The organism is Roseburia hominis, assembly GCA_040702975.1.
Lineage (GTDB): Bacteria > Bacillota > Clostridia > Lachnospirales > Lachnospiraceae > Allocoprococcus > Allocoprococcus hominis_A.
Genome location: CP159990.1, coordinates 2102800 through 2129186 on the forward strand (window position 1 = coordinate 2102800; position 26387 = coordinate 2129186).

18 protein-coding genes and 1 other annotated feature are annotated in these 26387 nt (G+C 49.4%); of the genes, 16 read left to right on the forward strand and 2 right to left on the reverse strand.

Features of this window, described 5'->3' with window-relative positions:
- The first annotated feature begins 9 nt into the window (after positions 1 to 9).
- A complete protein-coding gene (locus tag ABXS75_09785) occupies positions 10 to 2274 on the forward strand; it encodes a glycogen/starch/alpha-glucan phosphorylase (GenBank protein ID XCP87050.1) in 2265 nt (754 codons plus the stop codon).
- Positions 2275 to 2389: 115 nt separating this feature from the next.
- On the opposite strand, the gene ABXS75_09790 is transcribed toward ABXS75_09785, so the two are convergent.
- Positions 2390 to 3190 carry an SDR family oxidoreductase gene (locus tag ABXS75_09790; GenBank protein ID XCP87051.1) on the reverse strand — a complete coding sequence of 267 codons (801 nt, stop codon included), beginning with the start codon at positions 3188 to 3190 and terminating at the stop codon, positions 2390 to 2392.
- 491 nt (positions 3191 to 3681) lie between these two features.
- Here ABXS75_09790 and leuB point away from each other — a divergent pair, with 491 nt between their 5' ends.
- The 9 genes from leuB to aroB all read left to right on the forward strand — a co-directional run bounded on the left by leuB (position 3682) and on the right by aroB (position 16160).
- Positions 3682 to 4767 (forward strand): 3-isopropylmalate dehydrogenase, encoded by a 1086-nt coding sequence (gene leuB, locus ABXS75_09795; GenBank protein XCP87052.1) that lies wholly within the window; start codon positions 3682 to 3684, stop codon positions 4765 to 4767.
- A gap of 55 nt (positions 4768 to 4822) precedes the next feature.
- Positions 4823 to 6490 carry a dihydroxy-acid dehydratase gene (ilvD, locus tag ABXS75_09800; protein ID XCP87053.1) on the forward strand — a complete coding sequence of 556 codons (1668 nt, stop codon included), beginning with the start codon at positions 4823 to 4825 and terminating at the stop codon, positions 6488 to 6490.
- An 84-nt stretch (positions 6491 to 6574) separates the two neighbouring features.
- Positions 6575 to 8266 carry a biosynthetic-type acetolactate synthase large subunit gene (gene ilvB, locus ABXS75_09805; GenBank protein ID XCP87054.1) on the forward strand — a complete coding sequence of 564 codons (1692 nt, stop codon included), beginning with the start codon at positions 6575 to 6577 and terminating at the stop codon, positions 8264 to 8266.
- Positions 8267 to 8385: 119 nt separating this feature from the next.
- Complete coding sequence (serC, locus tag ABXS75_09810; protein XCP87055.1) at positions 8386 to 9468, forward strand: 3-phosphoserine/phosphohydroxythreonine transaminase; 1083 nt, start codon at positions 8386 to 8388, stop codon at positions 9466 to 9468.
- A 2-nt stretch (positions 9469 to 9470) separates the two neighbouring features.
- Positions 9471 to 10631, forward strand: coding sequence for a phosphoglycerate dehydrogenase (locus ABXS75_09815; GenBank protein ID XCP87128.1), 1161 nt, complete (start codon positions 9471 to 9473; stop codon positions 10629 to 10631).
- 361 nt (positions 10632 to 10992) lie between these two features.
- Positions 10993 to 12462, forward strand: a complete 1470-nt coding sequence (locus ABXS75_09820) for a polysaccharide deacetylase family protein (protein XCP87056.1) — start codon at positions 10993 to 10995, stop codon at positions 12460 to 12462.
- Positions 12463 to 12569: 107 nt separating this feature from the next.
- Positions 12570 to 13439, forward strand: a complete 870-nt coding sequence (aroE, locus tag ABXS75_09825; GenBank protein XCP87057.1) for a shikimate dehydrogenase — start codon at positions 12570 to 12572, stop codon at positions 13437 to 13439.
- Between the two features lie 83 nt (positions 13440 to 13522).
- Positions 13523 to 13795: a binding site (T-box leader), on the forward strand.
- 200 nt (positions 13796 to 13995) lie between these two features.
- Positions 13996 to 15009, forward strand: a complete 1014-nt coding sequence (gene aroF, locus ABXS75_09830) for a 3-deoxy-7-phosphoheptulonate synthase (protein ID XCP87058.1) — start codon at positions 13996 to 13998, stop codon at positions 15007 to 15009.
- 92 nt (positions 15010 to 15101) lie between these two features.
- Positions 15102 to 16160: a 3-dehydroquinate synthase gene (gene aroB, locus ABXS75_09835; protein ID XCP87059.1), complete on the forward strand. Its 1059-nt coding sequence runs from the start codon at positions 15102 to 15104 to the stop codon at positions 16158 to 16160.
- A 68-nt stretch (positions 16161 to 16228) separates the two neighbouring features.
- On the opposite strand, the gene ABXS75_09840 is transcribed toward aroB, so the two are convergent.
- The gene (locus ABXS75_09840; protein XCP87060.1) at positions 16229 to 17404 is read right to left on the reverse strand and encodes a ribose-phosphate pyrophosphokinase; all 1176 of its coding nucleotides are present in this window, start codon (positions 17402 to 17404) and stop codon (positions 16229 to 16231) included.
- Between the two features lie 176 nt (positions 17405 to 17580).
- On the opposite strand from ABXS75_09840, the gene ABXS75_09845 reads away from it, so the two are divergent.
- The 6 genes from ABXS75_09845 (at position 17581) to spoIVA (ending at position 26349) form a co-directional block, all read left to right on the forward strand.
- Positions 17581 to 18897, forward strand: coding sequence for a DUF512 domain-containing protein (locus tag ABXS75_09845; protein XCP87061.1), 1317 nt, complete (start codon positions 17581 to 17583; stop codon positions 18895 to 18897).
- A 127-nt stretch (positions 18898 to 19024) separates the two neighbouring features.
- Complete coding sequence (der, locus tag ABXS75_09850) at positions 19025 to 20353, forward strand: ribosome biogenesis GTPase Der (protein XCP87062.1); 1329 nt, start codon at positions 19025 to 19027, stop codon at positions 20351 to 20353.
- Position 20354: 1 nt separating this feature from the next.
- Complete coding sequence (gene plsY / locus ABXS75_09855) at positions 20355 to 21005, forward strand: glycerol-3-phosphate 1-O-acyltransferase PlsY (GenBank protein XCP87063.1); 651 nt, start codon at positions 20355 to 20357, stop codon at positions 21003 to 21005.
- Positions 21002 to 22015, forward strand: coding sequence for an NAD(P)H-dependent glycerol-3-phosphate dehydrogenase (locus tag ABXS75_09860; protein XCP87129.1), 1014 nt, complete (start codon positions 21002 to 21004; stop codon positions 22013 to 22015). Before plsY ends, ABXS75_09860 begins: the two co-directional genes overlap by 4 nt.
- A gap of 255 nt (positions 22016 to 22270) precedes the next feature.
- Positions 22271 to 24754: an HAD-IC family P-type ATPase gene (locus tag ABXS75_09865; protein ID XCP87064.1), complete on the forward strand. Its 2484-nt coding sequence runs from the start codon at positions 22271 to 22273 to the stop codon at positions 24752 to 24754.
- A 122-nt stretch (positions 24755 to 24876) separates the two neighbouring features.
- The gene (gene spoIVA / locus ABXS75_09870; protein XCP87065.1) at positions 24877 to 26349 is read left to right on the forward strand and encodes a stage IV sporulation protein A; all 1473 of its coding nucleotides are present in this window, start codon (positions 24877 to 24879) and stop codon (positions 26347 to 26349) included.
- Positions 26350 to 26387 lie beyond the last annotated feature (38 nt).

The following is a 26387-nucleotide window of genomic DNA, read 5'->3' on the forward strand; positions in this document are numbered from 1 at the left end:
AGTTGTATTATGGAGAGTAGATTGGAAGAAATTATCAAGGGAAAATATGGGGTCAGCCTCGATGAGGCGACCAATGAGCAGGTATATTATGCATTGCTCACACTCACAAAAGAGAAGATTAAAGTATCACCAAGTAACACGGGCAGCCGGAAGTTGTATTACATTTCTGCAGAATTCCTGATCGGGAAGCTGCTGTCAAACAACCTGATCAATCTGGGACTGTATGACGAGGTGGCAGAGATTCTGGAAAAGCATGGGAAGAATATGGCGGAAATCGAAGAAGTGGAGCCGGAACCGTCTTTGGGCAATGGCGGACTTGGCCGTCTTGCCGCATGTTTCCTGGATTCGATCGCAACGCTCGGACTGAATGGGGACGGCATTGGTCTGAATTATCATATGGGATTGTTTAGACAGTTATTTGAGGACCACAAGCAGAAAGAGATCAAGAATCCGTGGATTGAGGCGGAGGGCTGGCTTAATGAGACCGGCGTATCCTTTGAAGTGCCGTTCAAGGATTTTACCCTGCGCTCCAAACTGTACGATATTGATGTGACAGGCTATGAGGGCGGCACGAATAAACTGCATTTATTTGATGTGGAGACGGTAGATGATGGACTGGTCGGTGAAGAGGGAATCCAGTTCGACAAAGAGGATATCGAGAGGAATCTGACCTTGTTCCTCTATCCCGATGACAGTGACAAGGCCGGAAATCTCCTGCGGATATATCAGCAGTATTTTATGGTGTCGAATGCGGCACAGTTCATTCTGCACGAGTGTGAGGAGAAGGGATATGAACTGAGAAAGCTACATGAGCACGTGGCGATTCAGATTAACGACACACACCCGTCTATGGTGATACCGGAGCTGATCCGTCTTCTGGTGAAGAAACATATTGATTTTAATGAAGCAATCGAAATCGTGGAAAAGACCTGCGCTTACACAAACCACACGATTCTTGCGGAGGCACTGGAGAAATGGCCGCTTGGCTATCTGGAACAGGTAGCGCCGCAGATCGTACCGATCATCAAGGATCTGGACGCACGAATCAAGGGAAAATACAAGGACCCCAAGGTGCAGATCATCGATGAGGACGACAGAGTGCACATGGCACACATGGATATCCATTTCGGATATAGCGTAAATGGCGTGGCCTACCTCCACACAGAGATTCTGAAGAACGAAGAACTGAAGGCCTTCTACGACATTTACCCGGAAAAATTCAACAACAAGACCAATGGAATCACCTTCAGAAGATGGCTTCTGCATTGCAATCATGAGTTGGTGGCGTGGCTTGACGGTCTCATTGGGACCGGATACCGCAAAGATGCGTCCGAACTTGAAAAATTGCTGGAGTATGCGGACGACGAGATGGCGCTGGGGGAACTTCTCGATGTGAAGCAGAAAAAGAAGGAGGACCTGGCAGCATACCTGGAGAAGACGCAGGGACTCATTCTTAATCCGGATTCGATCTTCGACATTCAGGTAAAACGTCTCCATGAGTACAAACGTCAGCAGATGAATGCGCTCTATGTGATCTATAAGTATCTGGAGATCAAGGGCGGCAAAAAGCCGGCGAAACCGATCACCATTCTCTTTGGGGCAAAGGCGGCACCGGCATATATCATCGCGAAGGATATCATTCATTTAATCCTGTGCCTGCAGGAACTAATTAAGAACGATCCGGAGGTGGCGCCGTATCTGAATGTGGTGATGGTGGAGAATTATAATGTCACTCTGGCGGAAAAGTTGATTCCGGCCTGTGATATTTCCGAGCAGATTTCTCTCGCCTCCAAGGAGGCCAGCGGAACGGGCAACATGAAGTTCATGCTGAACGGCGCGGTGACTTTAGGAACCGAGGACGGCGCGAATGTGGAGATCCATCAGCTTGTAGGCGATGAAAATATCTACATCTTCGGTAAATCCAGTGAGGAAGTGATTGAGCACTATCGCAAGGCGGATTACAGTGCAGTCGACTTCTATATAGAAGACGAAGAGATTCGCAGACTGGTCGATTTTATTATCAGTCCGGAGCTTCTGCGAATTGGAGATAAATATCTCCTGCTGGAACTTCACGCTGAACTGATCCGGAAAGACTGGTTCATGACGCTGCTGGATGTGAAGGAATATATCGCGAAGAAGGAAGAGGCGCTTGCCGATTATACGGATCGCATGAGCTGGGCGCGGAAAATGCTGGTAAATATTGCGAAGGCTGGTTTCTTCTCCTCCGACAGAACGATTGCGGAGTACAATAGAGATATCTGGAAACTGTGTTAGATAACCCAAATAAGGTCCAGTGGACCTTCGTCTCGGTATGCATGGCAACGAATGAAAAAAGAAGGCGGGATTCCGCCTTCTTTTTCTATACATCTGTTCAGATTAGTGACTGGTATTATGGTCTCTGGCCAAGGCCACCCTCTAAGGTCAGGGTCTCACCTGTCATGTACTTGAAATCAGGATTTGCGAGCTGTACGCATACACGTCCGATCTCTAACTCAGCATCGCCGAAGTGTCCTGCCGGCGGAGTGTGTACGTTAGCCTTAAATGCATCCGGATATGCCTGCTCGAATTTCTCAAGCTGAGCGGTCCATGCCAGCGGGCAAACGATGTTAACGTTGATGCCGTCAGCAGCCCATTCGGTAGCAGCTACACGGGTAAGTCCACGGATTCCTTCTTTTGCAGCGGCATAAGCGCACTGTCCGAAGTTTCCGAAAAGTCCTGCACCGGAAGCAAAGTTCACAACGGAGCCCTTGGTCTCTTTCAGGTACGGATAGCAAGCCTTCATATAATAGAATGCTGCGTATAATCCGGAATAGAGTGCCAGATTGAACTGCTCAGTCGTGTGATCTGCCAAAGTTACGCCGGAAGCGGAAGCCTGTGCATTGTTGATCAGCACGTCGATCCGTCCGAATGTTTCAATCGCCTGTTTTACTACATTCTGTACAACAGTCTCGTTGTCTGCGCCTGCATTGACATCAGCCTGTACTGTGAGAACCTTGATTCCATAACGGCTTTCAAGCTCTTCCTTTGCGTCGTTGAGCTTCTGAACGTTACGTCCGGTGATAACCAGGTTCGCACCTTCCTTTGCATATGCGGTAGCGATACCATATCCGATGGATCCGCATCTTCCATCACTTAATACAGCTCGTCCTGCACCGGTGATGAGAGCTGTCTTTCCTGTTAAAAATCCCATGATTTTCAACCTCCTTTAATTACTTTTTTATAACTACATATTGGGTTTATGTGTAATGTTACCACTAATATTAAGATTTTTCAAGAGAGAAAACGGATAAAAACAAAAAAAATGAAGGAAAAAAGCACAATAAATGTGAAAATAATAACGATAAAAATGTGCAATATATACAAAAATAAGAACGAATTGAGTTGATAGGGAAGAATTAATGAGAACCTTTTATAAAATATTGTGAATGTAGGCAGGTACTGAGAAGTGAAACGGTGATTTTTTTAACAGGTACCTATGTATTTTACAATTAAAATGAGGAGGAACCTCTCCTGCTGTACACAAAAACAGATTGCACTCTAATTTTTTGCGCTTTTCCATATTAAAGGGTTGAAAGTGAAAAGAAAATGCGATATTATTATGAATAACAGATTTTTAAGAGCAATAGATTTCGACCGGACTGCCGGACGGGATACGATATTTAGTGGAAGGGAATGAATAGAATGAACCTGAAAATTGGAGTTATTAAAGGGGACGGAATCGGACCTGAGATTGTGACGGAGGCCATGAAGGTCCTGGATAAAGTCGGAGAAGTTTATGGATTTACCTGTTCCTATGAGCAGTTATTACTGGGAGGCGCTTCCATCGACGTGCATGGGATTCCCCTCACCGATGAGACGGTGGAAAAAGCGAAGGCCTGTGATGCAGTGCTGATGGGCTCGATCGGCGGGGATGCAAAGACTTCCCCGTGGTATAAGCTGGAGCCGCAGAAGCGACCGGAGGCCGGACTTCTTAAGATCAGGAAAGAGTTAGGTCTGTTTGCAAATCTGCGTCCTGCGATTCTGTATGAAGAGCTTGCAGGTGCGTGTCCGCTCAAGGAGGAGATCACAGCGGGCGGGTTTGATCTGATGATCATGCGTGAACTGACCGGAGGACTATATTTTGGAGAGAGAAAAACAGTGGAAGAAAATGGCGTATTGACCGCTTATGATTCCCTTACATATAATGAGAACGAGATCCGCAGAATCGCGCTGCGTGCATTTGACATTGCGATGAAGAGAAGGAAAAAGGTTACGAGCGTTGATAAAGCGAATGTACTGGATTCTTCCAGACTTTGGAGAAAGGTTGTGGAGGAAGTGGCAGGGGAGTACCCGGAGGTGACGCTGGAACATATGCTGGTCGACAACTGTGCGATGCAGCTTGTGAGAGATCCGAAGCAGTTTGATGTGATCCTGACAGAGAATATGTTTGGAGATATTCTGTCGGATGAGGCAAGTATGGTGACAGGATCCATCGGAATGCTCGCAAGTGCCAGCTTAAATGAGACAAAGTTCGGACTTTATGAGCCAAGCGGCGGTTCCGCACCGGATATTGCGGGGCAGGGAATCGCGAACCCGATTGCGACGATCCTTTCCGCGGCGATGATGCTCAGGTTCAGTCTGGACCAGGATCAGGCGGCAGATGCGATCGAGCGTGCCGTATCGCAGGTGTTAAAAGACGGATACAGAACCGGAGACATTATGTCTGAAGGATGTGTGAAGGTGGGAACTGCGCAGATGGGCAATCTGATCTGCGAGCGTATTTCCTGATTGCCATACATGGTTAGGCAGAGTAGTTGAGATAGAAAGATGGAGGGACAAAAGGATGAAAAGTGATAATGTAAAAACAGGAATGCAGCAGGCGCCGCATCGTTCCTTATTTAATGCGCTGGGGTTTACCAAGGAAGAGCTGGAACGCCCGTTAGTCGGTATCGTAAGCTCCTATAATGAGATCGTTCCGGGACATATGAACCTGGATAAAATCGTAAACGCCGTAAAGATGGGCGTTGCTATGGCGGGTGGTACGCCTATTGTTTTCCCGGCGATCGCAGTATGTGACGGAATCGCTATGGGACACATTGGTATGAAATACTCTCTGGTGACCAGGGATCTGATCGCGGATTCTACTGAGGCGATGGCTCTGGCACATCAGTTTGATGCGTTAGTTATGGTTCCCAACTGTGATAAGAATGTACCCGGACTTTTGATGGCAGCGGCGAGAATCAATGTGCCGACCGTATTTGTCAGTGGCGGCCCGATGCTCGCAGGTCATGTAAAAGGACAGAAACGCAGCCTTTCCAGTATGTTCGAGGCGGTGGGCTCCTATGCGGCAGGCACCATGACCAAAGAAGATGTCTGCGAATTTGAGAACAAGGTATGCCCGACCTGTGGTTCCTGCTCCGGTATGTATACCGCGAACAGCATGAACTGTCTGACAGAAGTCCTGGGTATGGGACTTAAGGGTAATGGCACGATCCCGGCTGTTTATTCTGAGAGGATTCGGCTTGCAAAGCATGCGGGTATGCAGGTCATGGAGCTTTACAGAAAGAATATCCGCCCGAGAGATATTATGACAAAAGAGGCGATTTTGAATGCGCTTACCGTCGATATGGCGCTGGGCTGCTCTACAAACAGTATGCTGCATCTCCCGGCCATCGCTCACGAAGTGGGAATGGATTTTGAGATCGATTTCGCAAATGGAATCAGCGAGAAGACGCCGAACCTGTGCCATCTTGCACCGGCAGGCCCGACTTATATGGAAGATTTAAATGAGGCCGGCGGCGTTTACGCAGTTATGAATGAATTGAATAAAAAGGGACTTTTGCACACTGAGTGCATGACCGTGACCGGCAAGACAGTGGGCGAGAATATCGCAGGCTGTGTCAATAAGAATCCGGAAGTGATTCGTCCGATTGAGAACCCATATAGCGAGACCGGCGGCCTTGCAGTTCTGAAGGGAAATATCGCACCGGACGGCAGCGTGGTAAAACGTTCCGCGGTGGTACCGGAGATGCTGGTACATGAAGGGCCGGCAAGAGTGTTTGAGTGTGAGGACGATGCGATCCAGGCAATCAAGGGCGGCAGGATCAACCCGGGCGACGTAGTCGTAATCCGCTATGTCGGACCTAAGGGCGGTCCGGGCATGCCGGAGATGTTGAACCCGACTTCGGCGATCGCAGGTATGGGACTTGGCTCTTCCGTAGCGCTGATCACGGACGGCAGGTTCAGCGGCGCATCAAGAGGCGCTTCCATCGGGCATGTTTCACCGGAAGCAGCAGTAGGCGGTCCGGTAGCTCTGATCGAGGAAGGCGATATCATTCAGATCGATATCCCGAATCTGACATTGAATGCAAAGATCTCAGACGAAGAGCTGGCGGCAAGAAAGGCAAAATGGCAGCCGAGAGATCCGGAAGTGACCACCGGATATCTTGCAAGATATGCATCGATGGTGACCAGCGGAAACAGAGGAGCAGTGCTGGAGATTCCGCGTTAACAAGAGGTAACGAAGCCAGGCAGGGCCCACGCGCACGGCGTGATTGGGGATTTTTATACATTTATGAATAAAGGGGAATGCACGATGCAGTTAAATGGAGCAGAGATATTGATAGAGTGTTTAAAAGAGCAGGGCGTGGATACCATTTTCGGATATCCGGGCGGCGCGATTTTGAATGTATATGATGAATTATATAAACACAGGGATGAAATTACGCATATCCTGACCTCTCACGAACAGGGCGCATCTCACGCGGCAGACGGATATGCCCGTGCGACCGGAAAAGTCGGCGTGTGCTTTGCGACCAGCGGACCGGGAGCGACCAATCTGGTGACGGGAATCGCCACCGCATTCATGGATTCCATACCGATGGTTGCGGTTACCTGTAATGTGGGAGTGCCGCTTCTTGGTAAAGACAGCTTTCAGGAGATCGACATCACTGGAATCACGATGCCGATCACGAAATACAATTTTATCGTAAAAGACGTAAAACAACTGGCAGACACGGTACGCCGGGCATTTACCATCGCAAGATCCGGCCGTCCGGGACCGGTACTTATAGATATCCCGAAGGACGTGACGGCCAACAAGACGGATTACAGGCCGGTGAAGATCGAACCGGTGAAAAAATATAGCAAGGATATCTGCATGGCAGATGTGGAAAATGCGGTTAAGATGATTAAAAAGGCGAAACGTCCGTATATTTTCGTGGGCGGCGGTGCCGTGCTCTCTGACGCCAGCGAGGAACTTTGGGAGTTCGTACAGAAGGTGCATGCGCCGGTGTGCGATACCCTGATGGGAAAAGGCGCATATCCGGGCACCGACGAGCTTTACACCGGCATGCTGGGCATGCATGGGACCAAGACGTCGAACTTTGGAGTCTGCAGCTGCGACCTTTTGGTGGTGATCGGGGCGAGATTTTCTGACCGTGTAGTCGGAAATGCCAAAAAATTTGCGAGCCATGCAAAGATCCTTCAGATCGATATCGACGTGGCAGAGATGAATAAGAATGTGATCATCGATGCGGGGGTAGTGGGAGATATCAAAGAAGTCCTGACAGTTCTTAACCGGCAGCTTCCGCAGCTGAATCATGAGGAATGGGTACAGACGATTCAGGAATACAAGCAGAAATATCCGCTGACCTACCATCCGGAGATTCTTACCGGCCCCTATGTGGTGGAGGAGATCTACCGGCAGACGAAGGGGGACGCCCTGATCGTCACGGAGGTGGGACAGCATCAGATGTGGGCTGCCCAGTATTATAAATATACGAAGCCGAGGACCCTTCTTACGTCCGGCGGACTTGGAACGATGGGCTATGGCCTGGGAGCCTCTCTGGGCGCGAAGATGGGCTGTCCGGATAAGACGGTCGTTAATATCGCAGGAGATGGCTGTTTCCGTATGAATATGAACGAAATCGCGACGGCGGTCCGCCATCATATCCCGATCATTCAGGTGGTGATCAACAATCATGTGCTTGGAATGGTGCGCCAGTGGCAGAATTTGTTCTATGGCCAGCGTTATTCGGCGACGGTCTTAAATGATGCGGTAGACTTTGTGAAGCTGGCGGAAGCGATGGGTGCGAAAGCAGTCCGCGCGACAACCAGAGAAGAATTTGCAGAGGCATTTCAGATGGCACTTTCCTGTGATGGACCGATTGTGATAGACTGTCAGATCGACTGTGACGATAAGGTGTGGCCGATGGTGGCGCCGGGAGCAGCGATCAGCGAGGCTTTTGATGAGGGTGATCTTCAGGCGAAAGAGCAGGAACAATAGAAATTTGAGGATTTGTTTGTTATGCGGTGACGGACACCTTTAGACTGTTTCGTCACCGTATTGCATAGATATGTAGTTGAAACAGTAGGTTTTAAGGCAGCAATGGAATGGAGGAAATTATGAAACGAGTTTACAATTTTTCAGCGGGACCGGCGGTATTACCGGAAGAAGTACTGCGCGAGGCGGCAGAGGAGATGTTGGATTATAAAGGAACCGGCATGTCGGTTATGGAGATGAGCCACCGTTCAAAAGCATTTGAGGAAATCATAGGCGACGCGGAAAAAGACCTGCGTGATCTGATGAATATACCGGACAATTATAAAGTATTGTTCCTGCAGGGCGGCGCGAGCCAGCAGTTTGCCATGATCCCGATGAATCTGATGAAGAATAAGGTCGCAGATTATATCGTGACCGGTCAGTGGGCGAAAAAAGCGGCGGCCGAGGCGGCTAAGTACGGAAAAGTGAACAAGATCGCATCTTCCGAGGATAAGACATTTTCCTATATTCCGGACTGCTCTGATCTTCCGATCGACGAGGATGCAGATTATGTCTATATCTGTGAGAATAACACGATTTACGGAACCAAATATAAAGAGCTCCCAAATACGAAGGGAAAGATTCTGGTCGCAGACGTTTCTTCCTGCTTCCTGTCAGAGCCCGTTGACGTCACAAAATATGGCGTGATCTACGGCGGCGTACAGAAAAATATCGGACCGGCAGGAACGGTGATCGTGATCATTCGGGAAGATCTGATCACGGAGGATGTTCTTCCGGGAACTCCGACCATGCTTCAGTATAAGACACATGCAGATGCGAAATCTCTTTACAATACTCCGCCGGCATACGGAATCTACATCTGCGGCAAGGTATTCAAATGGCTCAAGAAAATGGGCGGCCTTGAAGTGATGAAGGAGCGCAATGAGAAAAAGGCGAAGCTGCTTTACGATTTCCTTGACGAGAGCAGGCTCTTTAAGGGAACTGCCACGAAGAAAGACCGTTCTCTTATGAATGTGCCGTTCGTGACGGGCAATGATGAGCTGGATGCGAAGTTCGTAAAGGAAGCAAAAGAGGCAGGACTTGAGAATCTGAAGGGGCACCGCACGGTTGGCGGTATGCGCGCAAGTATTTATAATGCGATGCCGTATGAAGGTGTTGAGGCGCTTGTAGCGTTCATGAAAAAGTTTGAAGAGGAGAATCTGTAATGATGCATAAATATTATTGTTTAAATCCTATTTCTCCGGCAGGGCTCGAGAATTTTACCGATGAATATGTTCCGGCAAGCGATGCGAAGGGCGCAGACGCCGTTCTGGTAAGAAGCGCGTCCATGCATGAGATGGAGTTTGATAAGAGTCTAAAGGCGGTGGCGCGTGCCGGCGCCGGCGTCAACAATATTCCGCTTGACAAATGCGCAGAGAAAGGAATCGTGGTATTTAATACGCCGGGCGCCAATGCGAATGGAGTAAAAGAGCTGGTGATTGCGGGAATGCTTCTGGCGTCCCGGGATATCATCGGAGGAATCAACTGGGTGCAGGAAAATGAAGAAGACGGCAACATTGCCAAGGATGCGGAAAAAGCGAAGAAGGCATTTGCCGGCTGTGAGATTGAAGGAAAGAAGCTGGGCGTGATCGGGCTTGGAGCGATTGGCGTTCTGGTGGCAAACGCGGCGACGAATCTGGGTATGGACGTATATGGGTATGACCCGTATGTTTCCGTGGATTCCGCATGGAGGCTTTCCAGAAGCATCCATCATGCGAAGAGCGTTGATGAACTCTATCGGGAGTGTGACTATATCACGATCCATGTTCCGGCACTGGAAGATACGAAGGGAATGATCGACAAGAACGCCATCGACCTGATGAAAGACGGCGTGGTGGTTCTGAATTTCGCGAGAGATGTGCTGGTAAATAGTGAAGCTATCGTGGACGCTCTGGTGAGCGGCAAGGTAAAACGATATGTGACAGATTTCCCGACGCCGGAGATCACCGGTGTGAAGAATGCGATCGTAATCCCGCATCTGGGCGCATCTACGGAAGAATCCGAGGATAACTGTGCAAAGATGGCTGTGAAAGAACTGATGGATTTCCTGGAAAACGGAAATATCAAGAATTCCGTCAACTATCCGGCATGCGACATGGGAGTGCGCATGAAGACCAGAATTACGATTCTTCATAAGAATATTCCGAACATGATCGGTCAGTTTACGGCACTTCTCGCAAAGGACAGCGTCAATATTGCAGATATGACGAACAAGAGCCGTGGCGAGTATGCGTATACCATGATCGATGTGGATTCTGAAGTGAACGAAGAAGTGACTGCAGGGCTTGAAACAATCGAAGGGGTACTGCGTGTGAGAGTGATTGGATAGGGCAGTATTTTGAATGCCGGGTATACCAAAGTGGAGCAATGGATGTGAAATCCGACTCAAATTTGGCTTCTAAACCTGGAGGTCCGGCGGACTATCATCTTGGTTGCCAGGCATGCCTAAGTGAATGTCCAGTGGACGTTCAGCTCGGTTTATAAATGAAATCAAATAAATAAGAACAGGAGGAGCGACTGGCACGCCTTCTGTTCTTTTTTAAATGTTACAAATATTTCAAATGTTACAAAAATAACTATAATTTTTAATATAACTTAAGAAAATTTTCCATTGTATATAACTTTAAGTTCGCTTATAATGTATATAGTAATATGCTGATATAGCAAGATATTGTGTAGGGGAGAGAACAATGAATAAACGCGAGATGAAGCAGGCGCAGGCCAGAGCCAGGGCGAGGCGCCGGAGGAACAGGAGAAGAAGGAACCAGATTTCAGGGAAAAGTATTTTGGGAGTTCTGGGTCTTTGTTTTATTATTACACTGTTACTCAGCAATGCGGCGGCAGCAGGGGAGAGCAAGGAAATACCGATCGTGCTGAAGACAGAGAATATTTCCATTATTCAGGGAGAAGAAAGACCCGTGTTTACGGCTAAGGCTACCTGTAAGGGGGATGTGAAGCAAAAGCTGAATGAAGACACGGAATATACGATACAGGATCTGTTAGATGAATTGAATCAGGGAATCGGATATTCCCTTGATTGCGAAGGCGACGGTTCGCAGGAAGGGGAATTCCCGATCAAGGCGGAACTGACCAGTGAGATGACGACTCCGCTTTATACAGAATGGTTCGGAAAGGTTCGGATCGATGTAAAAGAAGGAAAGCTGGAGGTCAAGAATAAGTATGGTGAATGGGATGGCAAGAAGTTCAAGCGTTGGGATGGCAGTTATGTAGAGAATGATTTCATTACTTATCACGGAAAGACGTATTATTTTAACGAAAAAGGAACGAGACTGACAGGCTGGCAGGAGATTCAGAGCGGTACATACTATTTTAGCAAAAAGGGCATTATGAAGACCGGTTGGATGGATACTGATGACGGGAAATATTATTTCAATGAAGACGGAACGATGCATCTGGGCTGGCTGGAGCTGGATGATACCAAATATTATTTTGACAGCGAGGGCAAGATGCTGACCGGAAAACAGAAGATCGGCTCCCGGGAGGCAGAATTTGCAGAGGACGGGAAACTGGTAAATATTGAAAGTGGGGTAGATCCCAATAAGCCGATGATCGCGCTGACCTTTGATGACGGGCCCGGACCAAGGACGATGGAGCTTCTGGAGGCACTGGAGCAGTACGATGCACATGCAACATTCTTCATGCAGGGTAAGAATGTGCCGACATACGGTGATGCAGTGAAGAAGATGCTGGAGATTGGATGTGAGCTGGGGAACCATTCCTATGACCATCCGAAGCTTACCAAGCTATCGGCGGAAGGGATTCAAAAGCAGATTGGAGATACGAACAATCTGATCGCGCAAGAAGCCGGACAGCCGGCAACCCTTGTACGTCCGCCGTATGGCGCGATCAACGATACGGTGAAAGCGAATGTGGGCGCTCCGATGATTCTTTGGTCGGTAGATACACTTGACTGGAAGACAAGGGATGTACAGTCGAACATTGACTCAGTGATGAGCAGTGGGGATGGAGATATTATCCTGATGCATGATATTCATACACAGAGTGTGGATGCAGCGATCAAGCTGATTCCGATGCTGATCGAAAAAGGCTATCAGCTCGTTACGGTCAGTGAGATGGCAGAGGCGCGAGGCATCAATATGGAAAACGGCGGGAAGTATGCGGAATTCTGGAAGGATTAGAAAGGTCAGGCTGGATTTTTCCCGAAAGATATGCTATGATAGAAAACATGGTAGCGCTTTACAGTTGTAAAGTGCGTGACAATGCAGGAAATTGGAGGACATAAATTATGGCATATGAGATAACAGGACACACCGTATTGACGGGACTTTTGGGAAGCCCGGTAGAGCACAGCATCTCACCAATGATGCATAATGAAGCATTCCATCAGCTGGGACTGGATTATGCATATCTGGCATTTGATGTGGGTACGGATACGTTGGCGAAGGCAGTGGAAGGGCTTAAAGTGATGGGAGCCAGGGGATTCAATCTGACGATGCCGGATAAGAATCTGGTATGCTCTCTGGTGGATCACCTTTCACCGGCTGCGGAGATCGGCGGTGCGGCGAATACGGTCGTGAATGATCACGGCGTGCTGACTGGATATACGACGGACGGAATCGGGTTCATGCGTTCGGTCGAGGAGGCAGGCCAGAATATCATTGGAAAGAAGATGACACTTCTCGGTGCAGGCGGTGCGGCCGCGGCGATCCTGATCCAGGCAGCGCTCGATGGAGTAAAAGAAATAACGGTGTTTAATATACGTGATGATTTCTTCACCCGCGCAGAAGGAATTATAGAGAAATTAAGAGAGAAAACGGACTGTGTACTGAAGCTGTATGATTTCTCTGATCCGGAGCTCTTAAAGAAGGAGATTGGGGAGAGCGTGATCCTGGTAAATGGAACGACGGTCGGAATGGCCCCGAATACGGACAGATGCATCATTCAGGACGATAGTGTATTCCACAAGGATCTGTTCGTCTTTGACGTGATTTACAATCCGGAAGAGACGCTGCTTCTGAAGAAAGCGAAAGCGGCAGGCTGCCAGACTGCGAACGGGCTGTATATGCTGTTATATCAGGGAGCAGCATCTTTTGAACTTTGGACCGGGCAGAAGATGCCGGTGGATATCATCAAGGAAAAGTATTTTACGAGATAAAACCGGCCAAAATTATGAATTGACAAATTCTATGAATTTGTGTATCATAGTCTATAAGATTTGAAAATTACATATTCTACTATTGAAATACGATGAAAAGAAGTAGTAAATATAATGAGTTGGCCCAGAGAGTCCTTGGTTGGTGAGATTAGGACGCAAGGAGTTATATTGAATTCCTCTTGGAGTAGAGTGTTGAATATCCTGGTAGTGTGTACCGCCAGATTAGTAGGCATTTCCGGCAGCAGCCGTTATCTGCAAAGGTATAACCGGTATCGGCGTACCTGATGAGGCAATTACCGTGAGGTATTTGTAAATTGAGGTGGAACCACGAAGTATAGATTACTCTCGTCCTCTGCATTTGCAGGCGGCGGGAGTTATTTGTTGTTGCCATGCATACCTGAAATAAGGTCCAGTGGACCTTATTTTGGTCATACATACCTAAGTGAACGTCCAGTGGACGTTCATCTCGGTTTCATAGGAAAGTGATAGACATACTTAAGTGAAGGTGCAGCAGGCCTTCATCTCGTATGAAATAGTAGAGGAAAGGACGAACATTATGATTATCGTATTAAAACCAAGAACAAGTGAAGAGAATTTGAACCGTGTCGTAGGAATGGTTCACGCGAAAGGCCTGGAGACCCATATCGTGCGTGGGGAGGGGCTGACGATCATCGGCTGTATCGGAGATACGGTGCGCGTCGACCCCAGGTTATTCGAAGTAGATAAAAGTGTGGAGAAGGTCATGCACGTCCAGGAGCCGTATAAGCTGGCAAACCGTGCGTTCCACCCGGAGGATACCATTGTAGACGTATCCGGCGTGAAGGTGGGCGGCGGTCATATGGCATTGATCGCCGGTCCCTGTTCAGTAGAGAGCGAGGAGCAGGTGATCGAGATCGCGAAGGCGGCAAAGGAATCCGGAGCAAATATGTTGCGTGGCGGTGCATTTAAGCCGCGGACCAGCCCATACTCTTTCCAGGGAATGGGGCTTGCAGGACTTGACATTCTATGCAAGGCAAAGGAAGTGACAGGACTTCCGATCGTGACCGAGCTGATGTCCGCAGAGTACCTGGATATCTTTGATGAGAAGGTGGATCTGATTCAGATCGGTGCCAGAAATATGCAGAATTTCGATCTCCTGAAACAGCTGGGAAGAACGAAAAGACCGATCCTGTTAAAGAGGGGCTTAAATGCTACTTATGAGGAGTGGATCATGTCTGCGGAATACATCATGTCCTCCGGCAATGAGAATGTCATTCTCTGCGAGAGGGGCGTGCGTACCTTTGAGAGCTATACCAGAAATACCCTGGACCTCCAGGCGATTCCGGTAATCCGGAGACTCAGCCACCTGCCGATCATCGTAGATCCAAGCCATGCCGGCGGAAAATGGTGGCTGGTAGAGCCGATGGCAAAAGCAGCGGTCGCAGCAGGAGCGGACGGCCTTATGATCGAGGTACACAATAACCCGGAATGTGCACTTTGCGACGGTGGACAATCCCTGAAGCCGGCCAAGTATGACAGGCTGCTGAAGGAGATTACACAGATTGCCAAAGTTGTTGGAAAAGAGATGTAGCCGACAGGCAGTTATGCGACATTAAAGAAACTAAACCGTATGTGCTGTCGGAAAAGTATGCAGCTGATAGGCACCCTAGGGAGGAAGAGAACATGAGAATGTATGTGGATTTAAAGGAGCACGGATATCCGATTTATATTGAAAGAGGAATATTAAGCCAGGCGGCAGAGCGGATCAGTGAGGTATATCAGGGAAAGAAGATTATGATCATCTCAGATGACCGTGTTTATTCCTATTACGGGGAAGGCTTAAAAAAGACTCTTTCTGAAAAATATGAATGCTACGAAACGATTATCCCTCATGGGGAACCGTCGAAGAGTTTTCAGACGATCCCCGGCGTGTATAGCTCTCTGCTTGCGGCAAAGATCACCAGAACAGATCTGATCGTTGCGCTTGGTGGCGGAGTAGTCGGTGACCTGGCAGGCTTTGTGGCAGCTACATTTTTAAGAGGAATCAAATTCGTACAGATTCCGACATCGATCCTGGCACAGGTGGACTCCTCGGTAGGGGGAAAAGTCGCAGTGGATCTGCCCCAGGGCAAGAATCTGGTGGGCGCTTTTTATCAGCCTAAAATGGTCCTGATCGACCCGGATGTTCTAAAGACCCTTCCAGGGAGATACGTGACAGACGGTCTGGGCGAAGTCATCAAATACGGCTGTATCAAGGATGCAGGATTGTTTGCCGACCTGGAGCGTTATGGCTCATATGAGAATCTGGAAGAACATCTGACGGAAGTGATCGCGACCTGTGTGGATATCAAACGGCAGGTGGTGGAAGAGGACGAGTTTGACATGGGAGAGCGGATTCTTCTGAATTTTGGTCACACTCTGGCGCACACGATCGAGCAATATTACCACTATGAGCGGGAGAGCCACGGCGAGGCAGTCGCGATCGGAATGTATCAGATTACACGGATCGCGGAAGAGAAGGGACTTACTAAAGCAGGAGAAGCCGAGAGAATCCGGAAGGTATTGGAAATGTATGGCCTGCCGGTGCAGGCAGAGTTGCCGCTTGCTTCCCTGACGGAGGCGATGAAGCTGGATAAAAAGACGCTGAATAATCGGCTGAAGGTGGTGCTGCTCCATGAGATCGGAGATGCCTATGCCTATCCGACAAGTATGGAATTTTTCCGGGACGACAGAATGGTATAGCGCGGAGCAAAAGGGCATCAGACTTTTGATGGAAAATAAAGAAATCCGATAGATAAGGAAAAGCTGGCTTAACGGCCAGCTTTTCTTGACTCTAATAATTCATGGATCTTATCCGTCGGATTCAGTACGGCGCTGATGGAAATATTGTGATTCAGTGAATCGATGATCAGTGCCAGGAACTTACTCATATCTGCTTTGACAAAATAAGGTTTGCTATATAATTCCGGTGGAAGATAAGTAAGGTTGGTCGTAATCAGTTTGTCCAGGTACCCTTTTTCATAATACTCATCAAAGATCCGAAGTCCGTTGGTGAACAGTCCAAAGGTCGCACAGACGAAAACTCTCGCAGCTCCCCGTTCCTTGATCTGCCGTGTCACATCCAGCATACTCTCGCCGGAAGAAATCATATCGTCCACGATGATCACCGTCTTGCCGTGTACGTCATCGCCCAGAAATTCATGAGCAACGATGGGGTTCCGCCCATTGATTACGGTAGAATAATCACGACGTTTGTAGAACATTCCCATATCCACGCCGAGCACGTTGGAAAAATATACGGCACGCTGCATCGCGCCCTCATCCGGGCTGATGATCATCAGGTGATCCTTGTCCACGATCAGATCCGGAACTTCGCGGAACAGTGCCTTCATGAACTGGTAGGACGGCATGAAATTGTCGAAGCCCTTCAGCGGAATCGCATTCTGCACCCGGGGATCGTGCGCGTCAAAGGTAAGGATGTTGGAAACTCCCATATTCACCAGTTCCTCCAGCGCCAGTGAGCAGTCAAGGGATTCACGCTTGGTACGCTTGTGCTGGCGGCTCTCATAAAGAAACGGCATGATGACGTTGATACGGTGAGCCTTTCCTGTCGTGGCAGAGATGATACGCTTCAGATTCTGAAAATGGTCATCCGGCGACATGTGATTCAGGTGGCCATTTACGGTATAGGTAAGGCTGTAGTTACACACGTCTACAATAAGAAACAGGTCTTTTCCCCGGATGCTCTCCCCGATGACACCCTTAGCCTCTCCGCTTCCGAAACGGGGGCAGGCGCTTTTTACCAGATAGGTATCTGCTTCGTAAGATGCATAGAGGTCGGGATCAAGAAACTCATGGAGGGAGTCCTTACGGAACGAAACAATGTAGCTGTCTACCTTCTCGGCAAGAGGTTCACACCCGGGAACTGCGATGATCTTAAGCGGCGCAGATGGCAAAGATTTCTCTAAAAATTCGATGTTAGTCATATTCTCCTCCTGAAAACAAAGTGTCGAAGGTCTGCGAAGCAGGTTTCGACAATCTTTCTGTTTTCTTTATACCATTATTTCCGTGTTATGGCAAGAAAGAGTCTGTAAAAAATTGCATTTTTCCGGGAAATCTAGTATGATAGGAGAGTAAAAGAAAATGGGGGAGCTTGATTTTTATGAAATATGAGCATAGAATACGTGAAGTCGAGGAGGGCAGTATCGCCTGGGAGATGGGGATTGAGCCGGGAGATATCCTGCTTTCTATTAATGGACAGACAATAGAGGATGTTTTCGATTACCACTATTATGTCAATGATGAAGAATTGTTGGTTCTGATCAGGAAGCCGGATGGCGAAGAGTGGGAACTGGAAATCGAGAAGGAATATGAGGAAGATCTGGGAATCGAGTTTGAGCAGGGACTCATGGACGAATACCGTTCCTGTCGGAATAAATGCATGTTCTGCTTTATTGACCAGATGCCGAAAGGAATGCGCGAGACTTTATATTTCAAGGACGATGATTCCCGGCTTTCTTTTTTACAGGGGAATTATGTGACTTTGACGAACATGAGCGATCATGATATTCAGAGAATCATTCGTTACCACCTGGAGCCGATCAATGTTTCGATCCATACCACGAATCCGGAGCTTAGATGCAGGATGCTGCACAACCGATTTGCGGGAGATGCATTGAAAAAGGTGCAGACGTTATATGAGGGCGGAATTGCCATGAACGGTCAGATCGTCCTATGTAAAGGGATCAACGACGGCGAGGAGCTTGAGAGAAGTATCCGGGATATGACCGCGTGGCTTCCGAACCTGCAGAGTGTTTCCGTTGTGCCGGTAGGGCTTACGAAGTACAGAGAAGGACTTACGCCACTGGAATCTTTTGAAAAGGAAGATGCCATAGAGGTGCTTGAGACCATTCACAAATGGCAGAAAAAGATGTATGAAGAGTACGGCACGCATTTTATTCATGCCGGGGATGAGTGGTACATTCTGGCGGAGCAGGATGTCCCGGAAGAAGAACGGTATGACGGCTATCTGCAATTGGAGAATGGTGTGGGAATGATTCGCCTTTTGCTCAATGAGTTCGAGGAAGAGTACGCCGCCCTTACCGGCGATGACAGGAAGGTTCACATCTCCATGGCAACAGGGAAGCTGATGTACCCGTATCTGGAGAGGCTGCTTGCAAAATTGCGGGATAAATATCCGGGGCTTAAGACGAATCTGTATGCCATCCGGAATGACTTTTTTGGTGAGAAGATTACCGTGTCCGGCCTGATCACGGGGCAGGACCTGATCGCACAGCTTAAGGGACGGGAACTTGGTGAGGTGCTGCTTCTCCCCTGTAATATGCTGCGCAGTGGGGAGGAAGTCTTCCTGGATGACTTGACAGTGGAACAGGTGGAAGAGGAACTGGATGTCAGGATCGAGATTGTAGGCTCAAGCGGAAGAGATTTTGTTTGCGCCGTATTGCAAGATGAATTATAATATGATGATATCAGGAGTAAAAGGCCATGTATGGTAGGCTTGCATGCCCATACACGACTTTGGGATTACGGGAGCACGGAGTGCAAAGTAATCCGTATATCACAGGATATTAAATGGAGGATTGTATATGAGTAAACCGGTAGTTGCCATTGTGGGAAGACCGAATGTGGGGAAATCTACATTGTTCAACGCACTGGCGGGAGAGAAGATCGCAATCGTGAAGGATACGCCGGGAGTGACCCGGGACCGTATTTACGCGGAGGTAAGCTGGCTGGACAAGGAGTTCACCCTGATCGATACGGGGGGAATTGAGCCGGACAGCAACGATGTTATTTTATCGCAGATGAGAGAGCAGGCCCAGATTGCCATTGATACGGCAGATGTGATCCTGTTCATGACGGACGTAAAGCAAGGTTTGGTGGAGTCGGATTCCAAAGTGGCAGATATGCTGAGGAGATCCCACAAGCCGGTGATTCTGGTGGTAAATAAAGTGGATAATTACCAGAAGCTGATGCCGGATGTGTATGAATTTTACAACCTGGGGATCGGAGATCCCTGTCCGATCTCGGCGGCAGAGCGGATCGGGATCGGGGATATGCTGGACCAGGTGCTGGCACATTTCCCGGAAGGCGCAGGAGAAGAGGAGGAGGACGACAGACCGCGGATCGCGATCGTGGGTAAGCCCAATGTGGGGAAATCCTCCATCATCAATAAGCTGATCGGGGAGGACCGGGTGATCGTATCGGATATTGCGGGAACCACCCGGGATGCCATCGACACCGATATCGTTCACAACGGGAAAGAGTATGTCTTTATCGATACTGCCGGACTTCGGCGGAAGAATAAGATTAAGGAAGAACTGGAGAGATATAGCATTATCCGAACGGTGACGGCAGTAGAGCGGGCCGACGTGGTACTGATCGTGATCGATGCGGCAGAAGGCGTGACGGAGCAGGACGCTAAGATCGCCGGAATTGCACATGAGCGCGGGAAAGGCGTGATCATCGTTGTCAATAAGTGGGACGCCATCGAGAAGAATGACAAAACCGTGAAGGAGTACGAGCATCAGGTACGTTTGATCTTATCGTTCCTGCCCTATGCGGAGATCATGTATGTGTCTGCAAAGACCGGACAGAGGCTTGTGAAACTGTTCGACATGATCGATATGGTCATCGAGAACCAGAATCTGCGGGTGGCGACCGGGGTGCTCAACGAAATCATGACCGAAGCCGTGGCGATGCAGCAGCCGCCGTCAGACAAAGGAAAGCGGCTGAAGCTCTACTATATTACACAGGTTTCGGTAAAACCGCCAACATTCGTGATATTTGTAAATGATAAGGAATTGATGCACTTCTCCTATACCAGATATTTGGAAAACAAGATCAGAGAGGCATTTGGATTTAAGGGAACCTCGCTTAAGTTCTTTATCCGTGAGAGAAAGGAAAAGGATAAATAAAATGGAACGACTGATATGCTTAGGAATCGGGTATGTATTGGGACTTATTCAGACTGGCTACATTTACGGTAAGATGCAGGGGATTGACATCCGGCAGTACGGAAGTGGAAATGCAGGGTCCACCAATGTATTAAGGACCATGGGAATCAAGGCGGGACTTATCACATTTTTGGGAGATTCCTTGAAATGTGTGGCCGCGGTGCTGATCGCGAGGGGAGTCTTTGCCACGCGGTGTGCGGATATGCTGCCGCTTTTGTCGATGTATGCAGGCTTTGGCGCGGTGCTGGGGCATAACTATCCGTTTTATCTGAAATTCAAGGGCGGAAAGGGAATTGCCGTGACGGCGGGGATGATTCTTATGACGGATTGGCGCCTGGCGGCTCTGTGCCTTCTGGTCTTTATTACGATCGTAGCAATCTGCCGGTATGTGTCACTGGGATCGATGGTCATTTCGGTGATCTTTTTCGCAGGCCTGGTGGTGGAAGGACAGCTCGGCTGGTTCGGCGTAAGCCAGAGCTACCTGTTTGAAATGTATGCGATTGGAATTTTGTTCGTGGCTTCTGCATTTTTTAAGCATCGGGCAAATATCAAAAGGCTTCGGAATGGAACGGAGAATAAGATTAAGTTCAGTAAAAAAGGAGATATGAAATAGTGCAGATTGGAATTATGGGTGCAGGGAGCTGGGGAACGGCTCTTGGTATTCTGCTTGTTAAGAATGGTCACGAGGTGACGGTCTGGTCGTTTAAACCGGAGGAGGCGGCCCTGTTGGAGCAGACGAGAGTCAACGAGAGTAAACTGCCGGGGGTTGTGCTGCCGGACGGAATCCATTTTACCGGCGAGATGGAGAAGGCCATCTGCGGGAAAGAAGTGGTGGTCCTTGCGGTGCCCTCCACGGCCGTGCGTCTGACGGCGCGCAAGATGAAGCCCTATGTGGAAAAAGGGCAGATCCTGGTCAATGTGGCAAAGGGGATCGAGGAGAGTACGCTGATGACGATTTCCCAGCAGATCGAGGAAGAAGTTCCCCAGGCGGATGTCGCGGTGCTTTCCGGGCCGAGCCATGCGGAGGAAGTCAGCAGGGGAATGCCGACGACGGTGGTGGTCGGAGCGAAGAAAAGGTCAACAGCGGAATATTTGCAGAAGATTTTTATGAGCGAGGCATTTCGGGTATATACCAGCCCGGATATTCAGGGAATCGAGCTTGGCGGCGCGCTGAAGAACGTGATCGCGCTTGCAGCCGGAACCGCAGACGGGCTGGGGTATGGAGACAATACCAAGGCGGCTCTTATCACCAGAGGAATTGCGGAGATCACCCGTCTTGGGATGAAGATGGGCGGTAAGGCAGAGTCCTTTGCAGGGCTTACCGGAATCGGGGATCTGATCGTGACCTGTGCCAGCGTTCATAGCCGTAACCGGAGAGCCGGATATCTGATCGGTCAGGGAAGGACCATGCAGGAGGCGATGGACGAAGTGAAGATGGTGGTGGAAGGCGTTCATTCCGCCAAGGCGGCGCTTAAGCTGTCAGAGAAATACGAGGTGTCCATGCCGATCGTGGAGGCGGTGAATCAGGTGCTGTTTGAGGACAAAAAGGCAGCCGATGCAGTCAGGGAGCTGATGCTTAGAGTGGGAAGAACGGAGAATTCGGCGCTTCCCTGGGAGGAATAATTGCAAAACGCAGCAGGCCTGCGGGCCGGGAAATATTTAGGATATTTTAAGGAAATCTTTTGAATTGCTATATGGAAAAATAAAGGGACGCAAGGTATACTATTTTCATAGGCAATCAGCAGTGAGAACATAAAAATGGCAACAGGCTGCTAGGAGTCTGGGTGCCATTTTTATTGCCATGCATGCCTGGGTGAATGTCCGATGGACGTTTATCCCGGCAAACTAGTTTAAAGGAAGAAGTACCGGAGGTACAGAATGGCACATCGAAATACAAAGAGACAGAAAGAAGAAATCATAGAGGACTTAGAGGAGCGGACTTCGATTACCCGGCTTAAACCGTCTCCGTTTCAGGGGCTTAACGAAGAGCAGGTAAGGGAACGGCATGAGAACGGATGGGGGAATGTGGAGGTCGCTCCGCCGGACCTTACGACCAGGGAAATTATTCATAAGAATGTATTTACCTATTTTAATTTAATATTCTTGATTCTTGCCATACTCCTGTGTGCGGCAGGGTCATTTCGCAATCTGACGTTTCTGCCGGTGATCATCAGTAATACGCTGATCGGAATCATTCAGGAGATTCGTGCGAAGAAGGTGCTGGAAAAACTGACCATGCTGAATGCACCGCACGCCGACGCAGTGCGTGAAGGCACAATCGTGCGTGTGGAAGCGACGGATCTGGTCATCGACGATATCGTGATATTTGGTTCCGGGAATCAGATTTGTGCCGATGCGGTGGTGGAAGAGGGAGAAGTACAGGTAAATGAATCGCTTTTGACCGGTGAGCCTGATGAGATCAACAAGCGGCGGGGGGATACCCTGATGTCCGGCAGCTTTGTCGTGTCGGGAAAATGCCGGGCACGTCTGACTAAAGTAGGGGCAGACTCCTATATTTCCAAGCTGACACTGGAGGCGAAGGCGATGCAGCAGGGCGAGCAGTCCGAGATGATCCGCTCCCTGGACACTCTGGTGCGTGCGGTGGGAATCGCATTGATCCCGATCGGAATCGTGCTGTTTGTGCAGAGCTTTTGGTTCAACGGTGAGAGCTTCCGCCAGAGCATCGTTTCCATGGTAGCCGCGGTGATCGGTATGATTCCGGAGGGACTGTATCTGCTGGCAAGTGTTGCGCTCGTGGTCAGCACTATGCGGCTGGCGTCAAAGAAGGTGCTTCTGCATGATATGAAGAGTATTGAGACGCTGGCGCGGGTCGACGTACTCTGTGTGGACAAAACCGGAACGATTACCGAAGAAGGGATGGAAGTCAAGAAGGTAGTGAAGGCAAAGGGCTATGATCCGGAGAACATGCCTCCTCTGCGGAAACTGATCGGTGATTTTGCACATGCGATGGATGGGGAGAATGGAACCATGCGCGCGGTCAAAGAGCATTTTACCGAGCATTCAAATACAGCCTGTACCAAGGTGATCCCGTTTAATTCTTCCGTGAAATACAGCGGTGCGGCATTTGGAGAAGATGCGTATGTGCTGGGGGCGCCGGAATTCGTCCTTCGCGAGGACTATCCGAAGTATCAGGGAAAAGTGGAACTTCTCACCTCGCGGGGATACCGGGTACTGGTGTTTGGAAAATATGAAGGAGAGCTTATGGGCGGCCCGCTTACCGGGAAGGTTACGCCGTATGGGTATGTGCTTCTGGTGAACCGGGTGCGGAAGGAAGCGCCGGCGACCTTCAAATATTTTGCAGAGCAGGGTGTGGCAATTAAAGTTATTTCCGGAGATAATCCGCTTACGGTTTCCCGGACGGCGAAACAGGCGGGAATCCGCGGGGCGGACCGTTATGTGGATGCTGGGGAACTGAAAACGGAGGAAGATATTGAGAAAGCGATAGAGGAATATACGGTATTCGGGCGCGTGATACCGGAGCAGAAGAGACAGTTCGTCCAGGCACTTAAGAAAAAGGGGCATACGGTCGCCATGACAGGAGATGGAGTCAATGACGTACTGGCGCTAAAGGATGCGGACTGTTCGGTGGCGATGGCCTCCGGAAGTGAGGCGGCAGTGCAGGCTTCCCAGGTGGTGCTTCTGGAATCAGACTTCTCGCGAATGCCGGAAGTGGTGATGGAAGGGCGACGGGTCGTAAATAACATTCAGCGTTCGGCGAGCCTGTTTCTGGTGAAGAACATTTTCTCATTCCTTCTGTCCCTCTATGCGGTGGTGTTCATGATCACTTATCCGCTGGAGCCCTCCCAGGTATCGTTAATCGCCATGTTTACCATCGGAGTCCCGGCGTTTTTCCTGGCGCTGCAGCCCAATAAGGAGCGGATTCAGGGACATTTTCTGACGAACGTATTTCTGAAGGCATTGCCGGCGGGACTCACGGATGTGGTGGCAGTAGGGGCGCTGGTGCGCTTTGCCGAGGTGTTTGATGTGGCGCCGGGGGATGTGGCTACGGCGTCGACCATGCTCCTTGCGATTGTAGGGTTCATGATCCTGTTCAAGATATGCCGGCCAATGAATACACTGCGTGTGACTGTATGGATCGGCTGCGTGATCGGACTTCTCGGGTGCAGCATCTTTTTGCCGGAGCTGTTCGCGATTAAAGGAATGTCAAAAGAATGTATCATGCTGTTTGTCGTATTTTCGATTGCGACGGAACCGATTCTGAGATATCTGACACGGCTCGTGGAGATGGTGCGTGAATGGTACCGCAAGATGAAGGGCAGGGAAGAGAAGGAGAAAAACAGACCCGTGAAGAAGGGAATCAGCCTCAGGTACAGGCGGTAAAGCAGCAGCCTTGTCATTTTGTGATAAATTGGAAATAAATTCTCCCGGACTGTTTGCGCTTGAAGGTCTAAAGAAAGCATTTGCAGCATACATTGTATCAGCCAGCTAAAGGGGGACATCGTATGAATACATTTGACTTATACAAGGACATTGAGACAAGGACAGGCGGGGAAATCTATATAGGGATCGTGGGACCGGTGCGGACAGGAAAGTCTACTTTTATTAAGCGGTTCATGAATCTTCTGGTATTACCGCAGATGGAAGATGAGCACGCCAGAAAAAGAGCGCAGGACGAATTGCCGCAGTCAGCGTCGGGGAAGACGATCATGACCACGGAGCCCAAATTTGTGCCAAAGGAAGCCGCAAGCATTCAACTGGCGGAGGACATCAGCGCGAAGGTGAGGCTCATTGACTGCGTGGGCTATATGGTGGACGGTGCGGCAGGCCATATGGAAAATGAAAAAGAGCGTCAGGTAAAAACGCCATGGTTCGATTACGAGATCCCGTTCACGAAAGCTGCCAGCATCGGGACACAGAAAGTGATCCATGATCATTCCACCATAGGAATCGTGATCACAGCCGACGGGAGCTTCGGAGAGATCTCAAGGGAGCAGTACAGACCGGCTGAGGAGCGGACGATACAAGAACTAAAGAGCATAGGGAAGCCGTTCATCGTGCTGGTAAATACGCAGAAGCCCTATGGGGAGGAAGCAAAGCAGGCAGCCTTGGAAATCGAAGAGAAGTATGGGGTGACGGCCCTTACGGTAAATTGCGAGCAGCTTCGGGAGGAGGATATTCACAGGATCATGGAGCAGGTATTGTTTGCCTTCCCGGTATCGGAGATGCGCTTCTTTATTCCCAAATGGGCGGAAATGCTGCCGCGGGACCACAAGGTGAAAGCGGAGCTGCTTTCCTGTGTGAAGGAGATTCTGGGAAATGTAAATGAGATCCGTGATGTGCATCAGGTGATAAAGACGCCGGAAAGGCTCTACATAACCGATGTGAAGGCAGGGGAAGTCTCCATGGATACGGGCTGTGTTTCCGTGGATATCCGTGTGGATGATGCGTATTATTATGAGACATTAAGTGAACTGACGGGGGCCAGGATCAGCGGCGAATATGACCTGATCAGTACGATGAAAGAGCTCGCCGCTCTGCGCTCGGAATATGAGAGCGTGAAAGACGCCATGGAGTCGGTGAAGGCAAAGGGCTACGGAGTGGTCAGCCCGGGCAGAGAGGAGATCCATTTGGAGGAACCTGTCGTGATCAAGCAGGGAAGTAAATATGGCGTAAAGATCCATTCAGAAGCGCCGTCCATTCACATGATACGGGCGAATATTGAAACGGAGATCGCTCCGATCGTGGGAAGTGAGCAGCAGGCTAACGATCTGATTCAGTATATCAAGGAGGCGGATCAGTCCCCGGAGGGCGTCTGGGGAACGAATATCTTCGGTAAATCCATTGAGGAACTGGTAATGGACGGCATGCGAAATAAGATTACCATGATCAACGATGAGAGCCAGGTGAAACTGCAGGATACGATGCAGAAGATCGTCAACGACAGCAACGGCGGCATGGTCTGTATTATTATTTAAACAGCCGGGAAAGGAAGAACGTTTTTTGATGCATGACA

What these genes read in the sequence shown, in the direction of transcription:
- ABXS75_09785 (XCP87050.1), top strand. Translation starts at nt 10, where the DNA reads ATGGAGAGTAGATTGGAAGAAATTATCAAGGGAAAATATGGGGTCAGC.
- ABXS75_09790 (XCP87051.1), bottom strand. Translation starts at nt 3,190, where the DNA reads ATGGGATTTTTAACAGGAAAGACAGCTCTCATCACCGGTGCAGGACGA.
- leuB (XCP87052.1), top strand. Translation starts at nt 3,682, where the DNA reads ATGAACCTGAAAATTGGAGTTATTAAAGGGGACGGAATCGGACCTGAG.
- ilvD (XCP87053.1), top strand. Translation starts at nt 4,823, where the DNA reads ATGAAAAGTGATAATGTAAAAACAGGAATGCAGCAGGCGCCGCATCGT.
- ilvB (XCP87054.1), top strand. Translation starts at nt 6,575, where the DNA reads ATGCAGTTAAATGGAGCAGAGATATTGATAGAGTGTTTAAAAGAGCAG.
- serC (XCP87055.1), top strand. Translation starts at nt 8,386, where the DNA reads ATGAAACGAGTTTACAATTTTTCAGCGGGACCGGCGGTATTACCGGAA.
- ABXS75_09815 (XCP87128.1), top strand. Translation starts at nt 9,471, where the DNA reads ATGCATAAATATTATTGTTTAAATCCTATTTCTCCGGCAGGGCTCGAG.
- ABXS75_09820 (XCP87056.1), top strand. Translation starts at nt 10,993, where the DNA reads ATGAATAAACGCGAGATGAAGCAGGCGCAGGCCAGAGCCAGGGCGAGG.
- aroE (XCP87057.1), top strand. Translation starts at nt 12,570, where the DNA reads ATGGCATATGAGATAACAGGACACACCGTATTGACGGGACTTTTGGGA.
- aroF (XCP87058.1), top strand. Translation starts at nt 13,996, where the DNA reads ATGATTATCGTATTAAAACCAAGAACAAGTGAAGAGAATTTGAACCGT.
- aroB (XCP87059.1), top strand. Translation starts at nt 15,102, where the DNA reads ATGAGAATGTATGTGGATTTAAAGGAGCACGGATATCCGATTTATATT.
- ABXS75_09840 (XCP87060.1), bottom strand. Translation starts at nt 17,404, where the DNA reads ATGACTAACATCGAATTTTTAGAGAAATCTTTGCCATCTGCGCCGCTT.
- ABXS75_09845 (XCP87061.1), top strand. Translation starts at nt 17,581, where the DNA reads ATGAAATATGAGCATAGAATACGTGAAGTCGAGGAGGGCAGTATCGCC.
- der (XCP87062.1), top strand. Translation starts at nt 19,025, where the DNA reads ATGAGTAAACCGGTAGTTGCCATTGTGGGAAGACCGAATGTGGGGAAA.
- plsY (XCP87063.1), top strand. Translation starts at nt 20,355, where the DNA reads ATGGAACGACTGATATGCTTAGGAATCGGGTATGTATTGGGACTTATT.
- ABXS75_09865 (XCP87064.1), top strand. Translation starts at nt 22,271, where the DNA reads ATGGCACATCGAAATACAAAGAGACAGAAAGAAGAAATCATAGAGGAC.
- spoIVA (XCP87065.1), top strand. Translation starts at nt 24,877, where the DNA reads ATGAATACATTTGACTTATACAAGGACATTGAGACAAGGACAGGCGGG.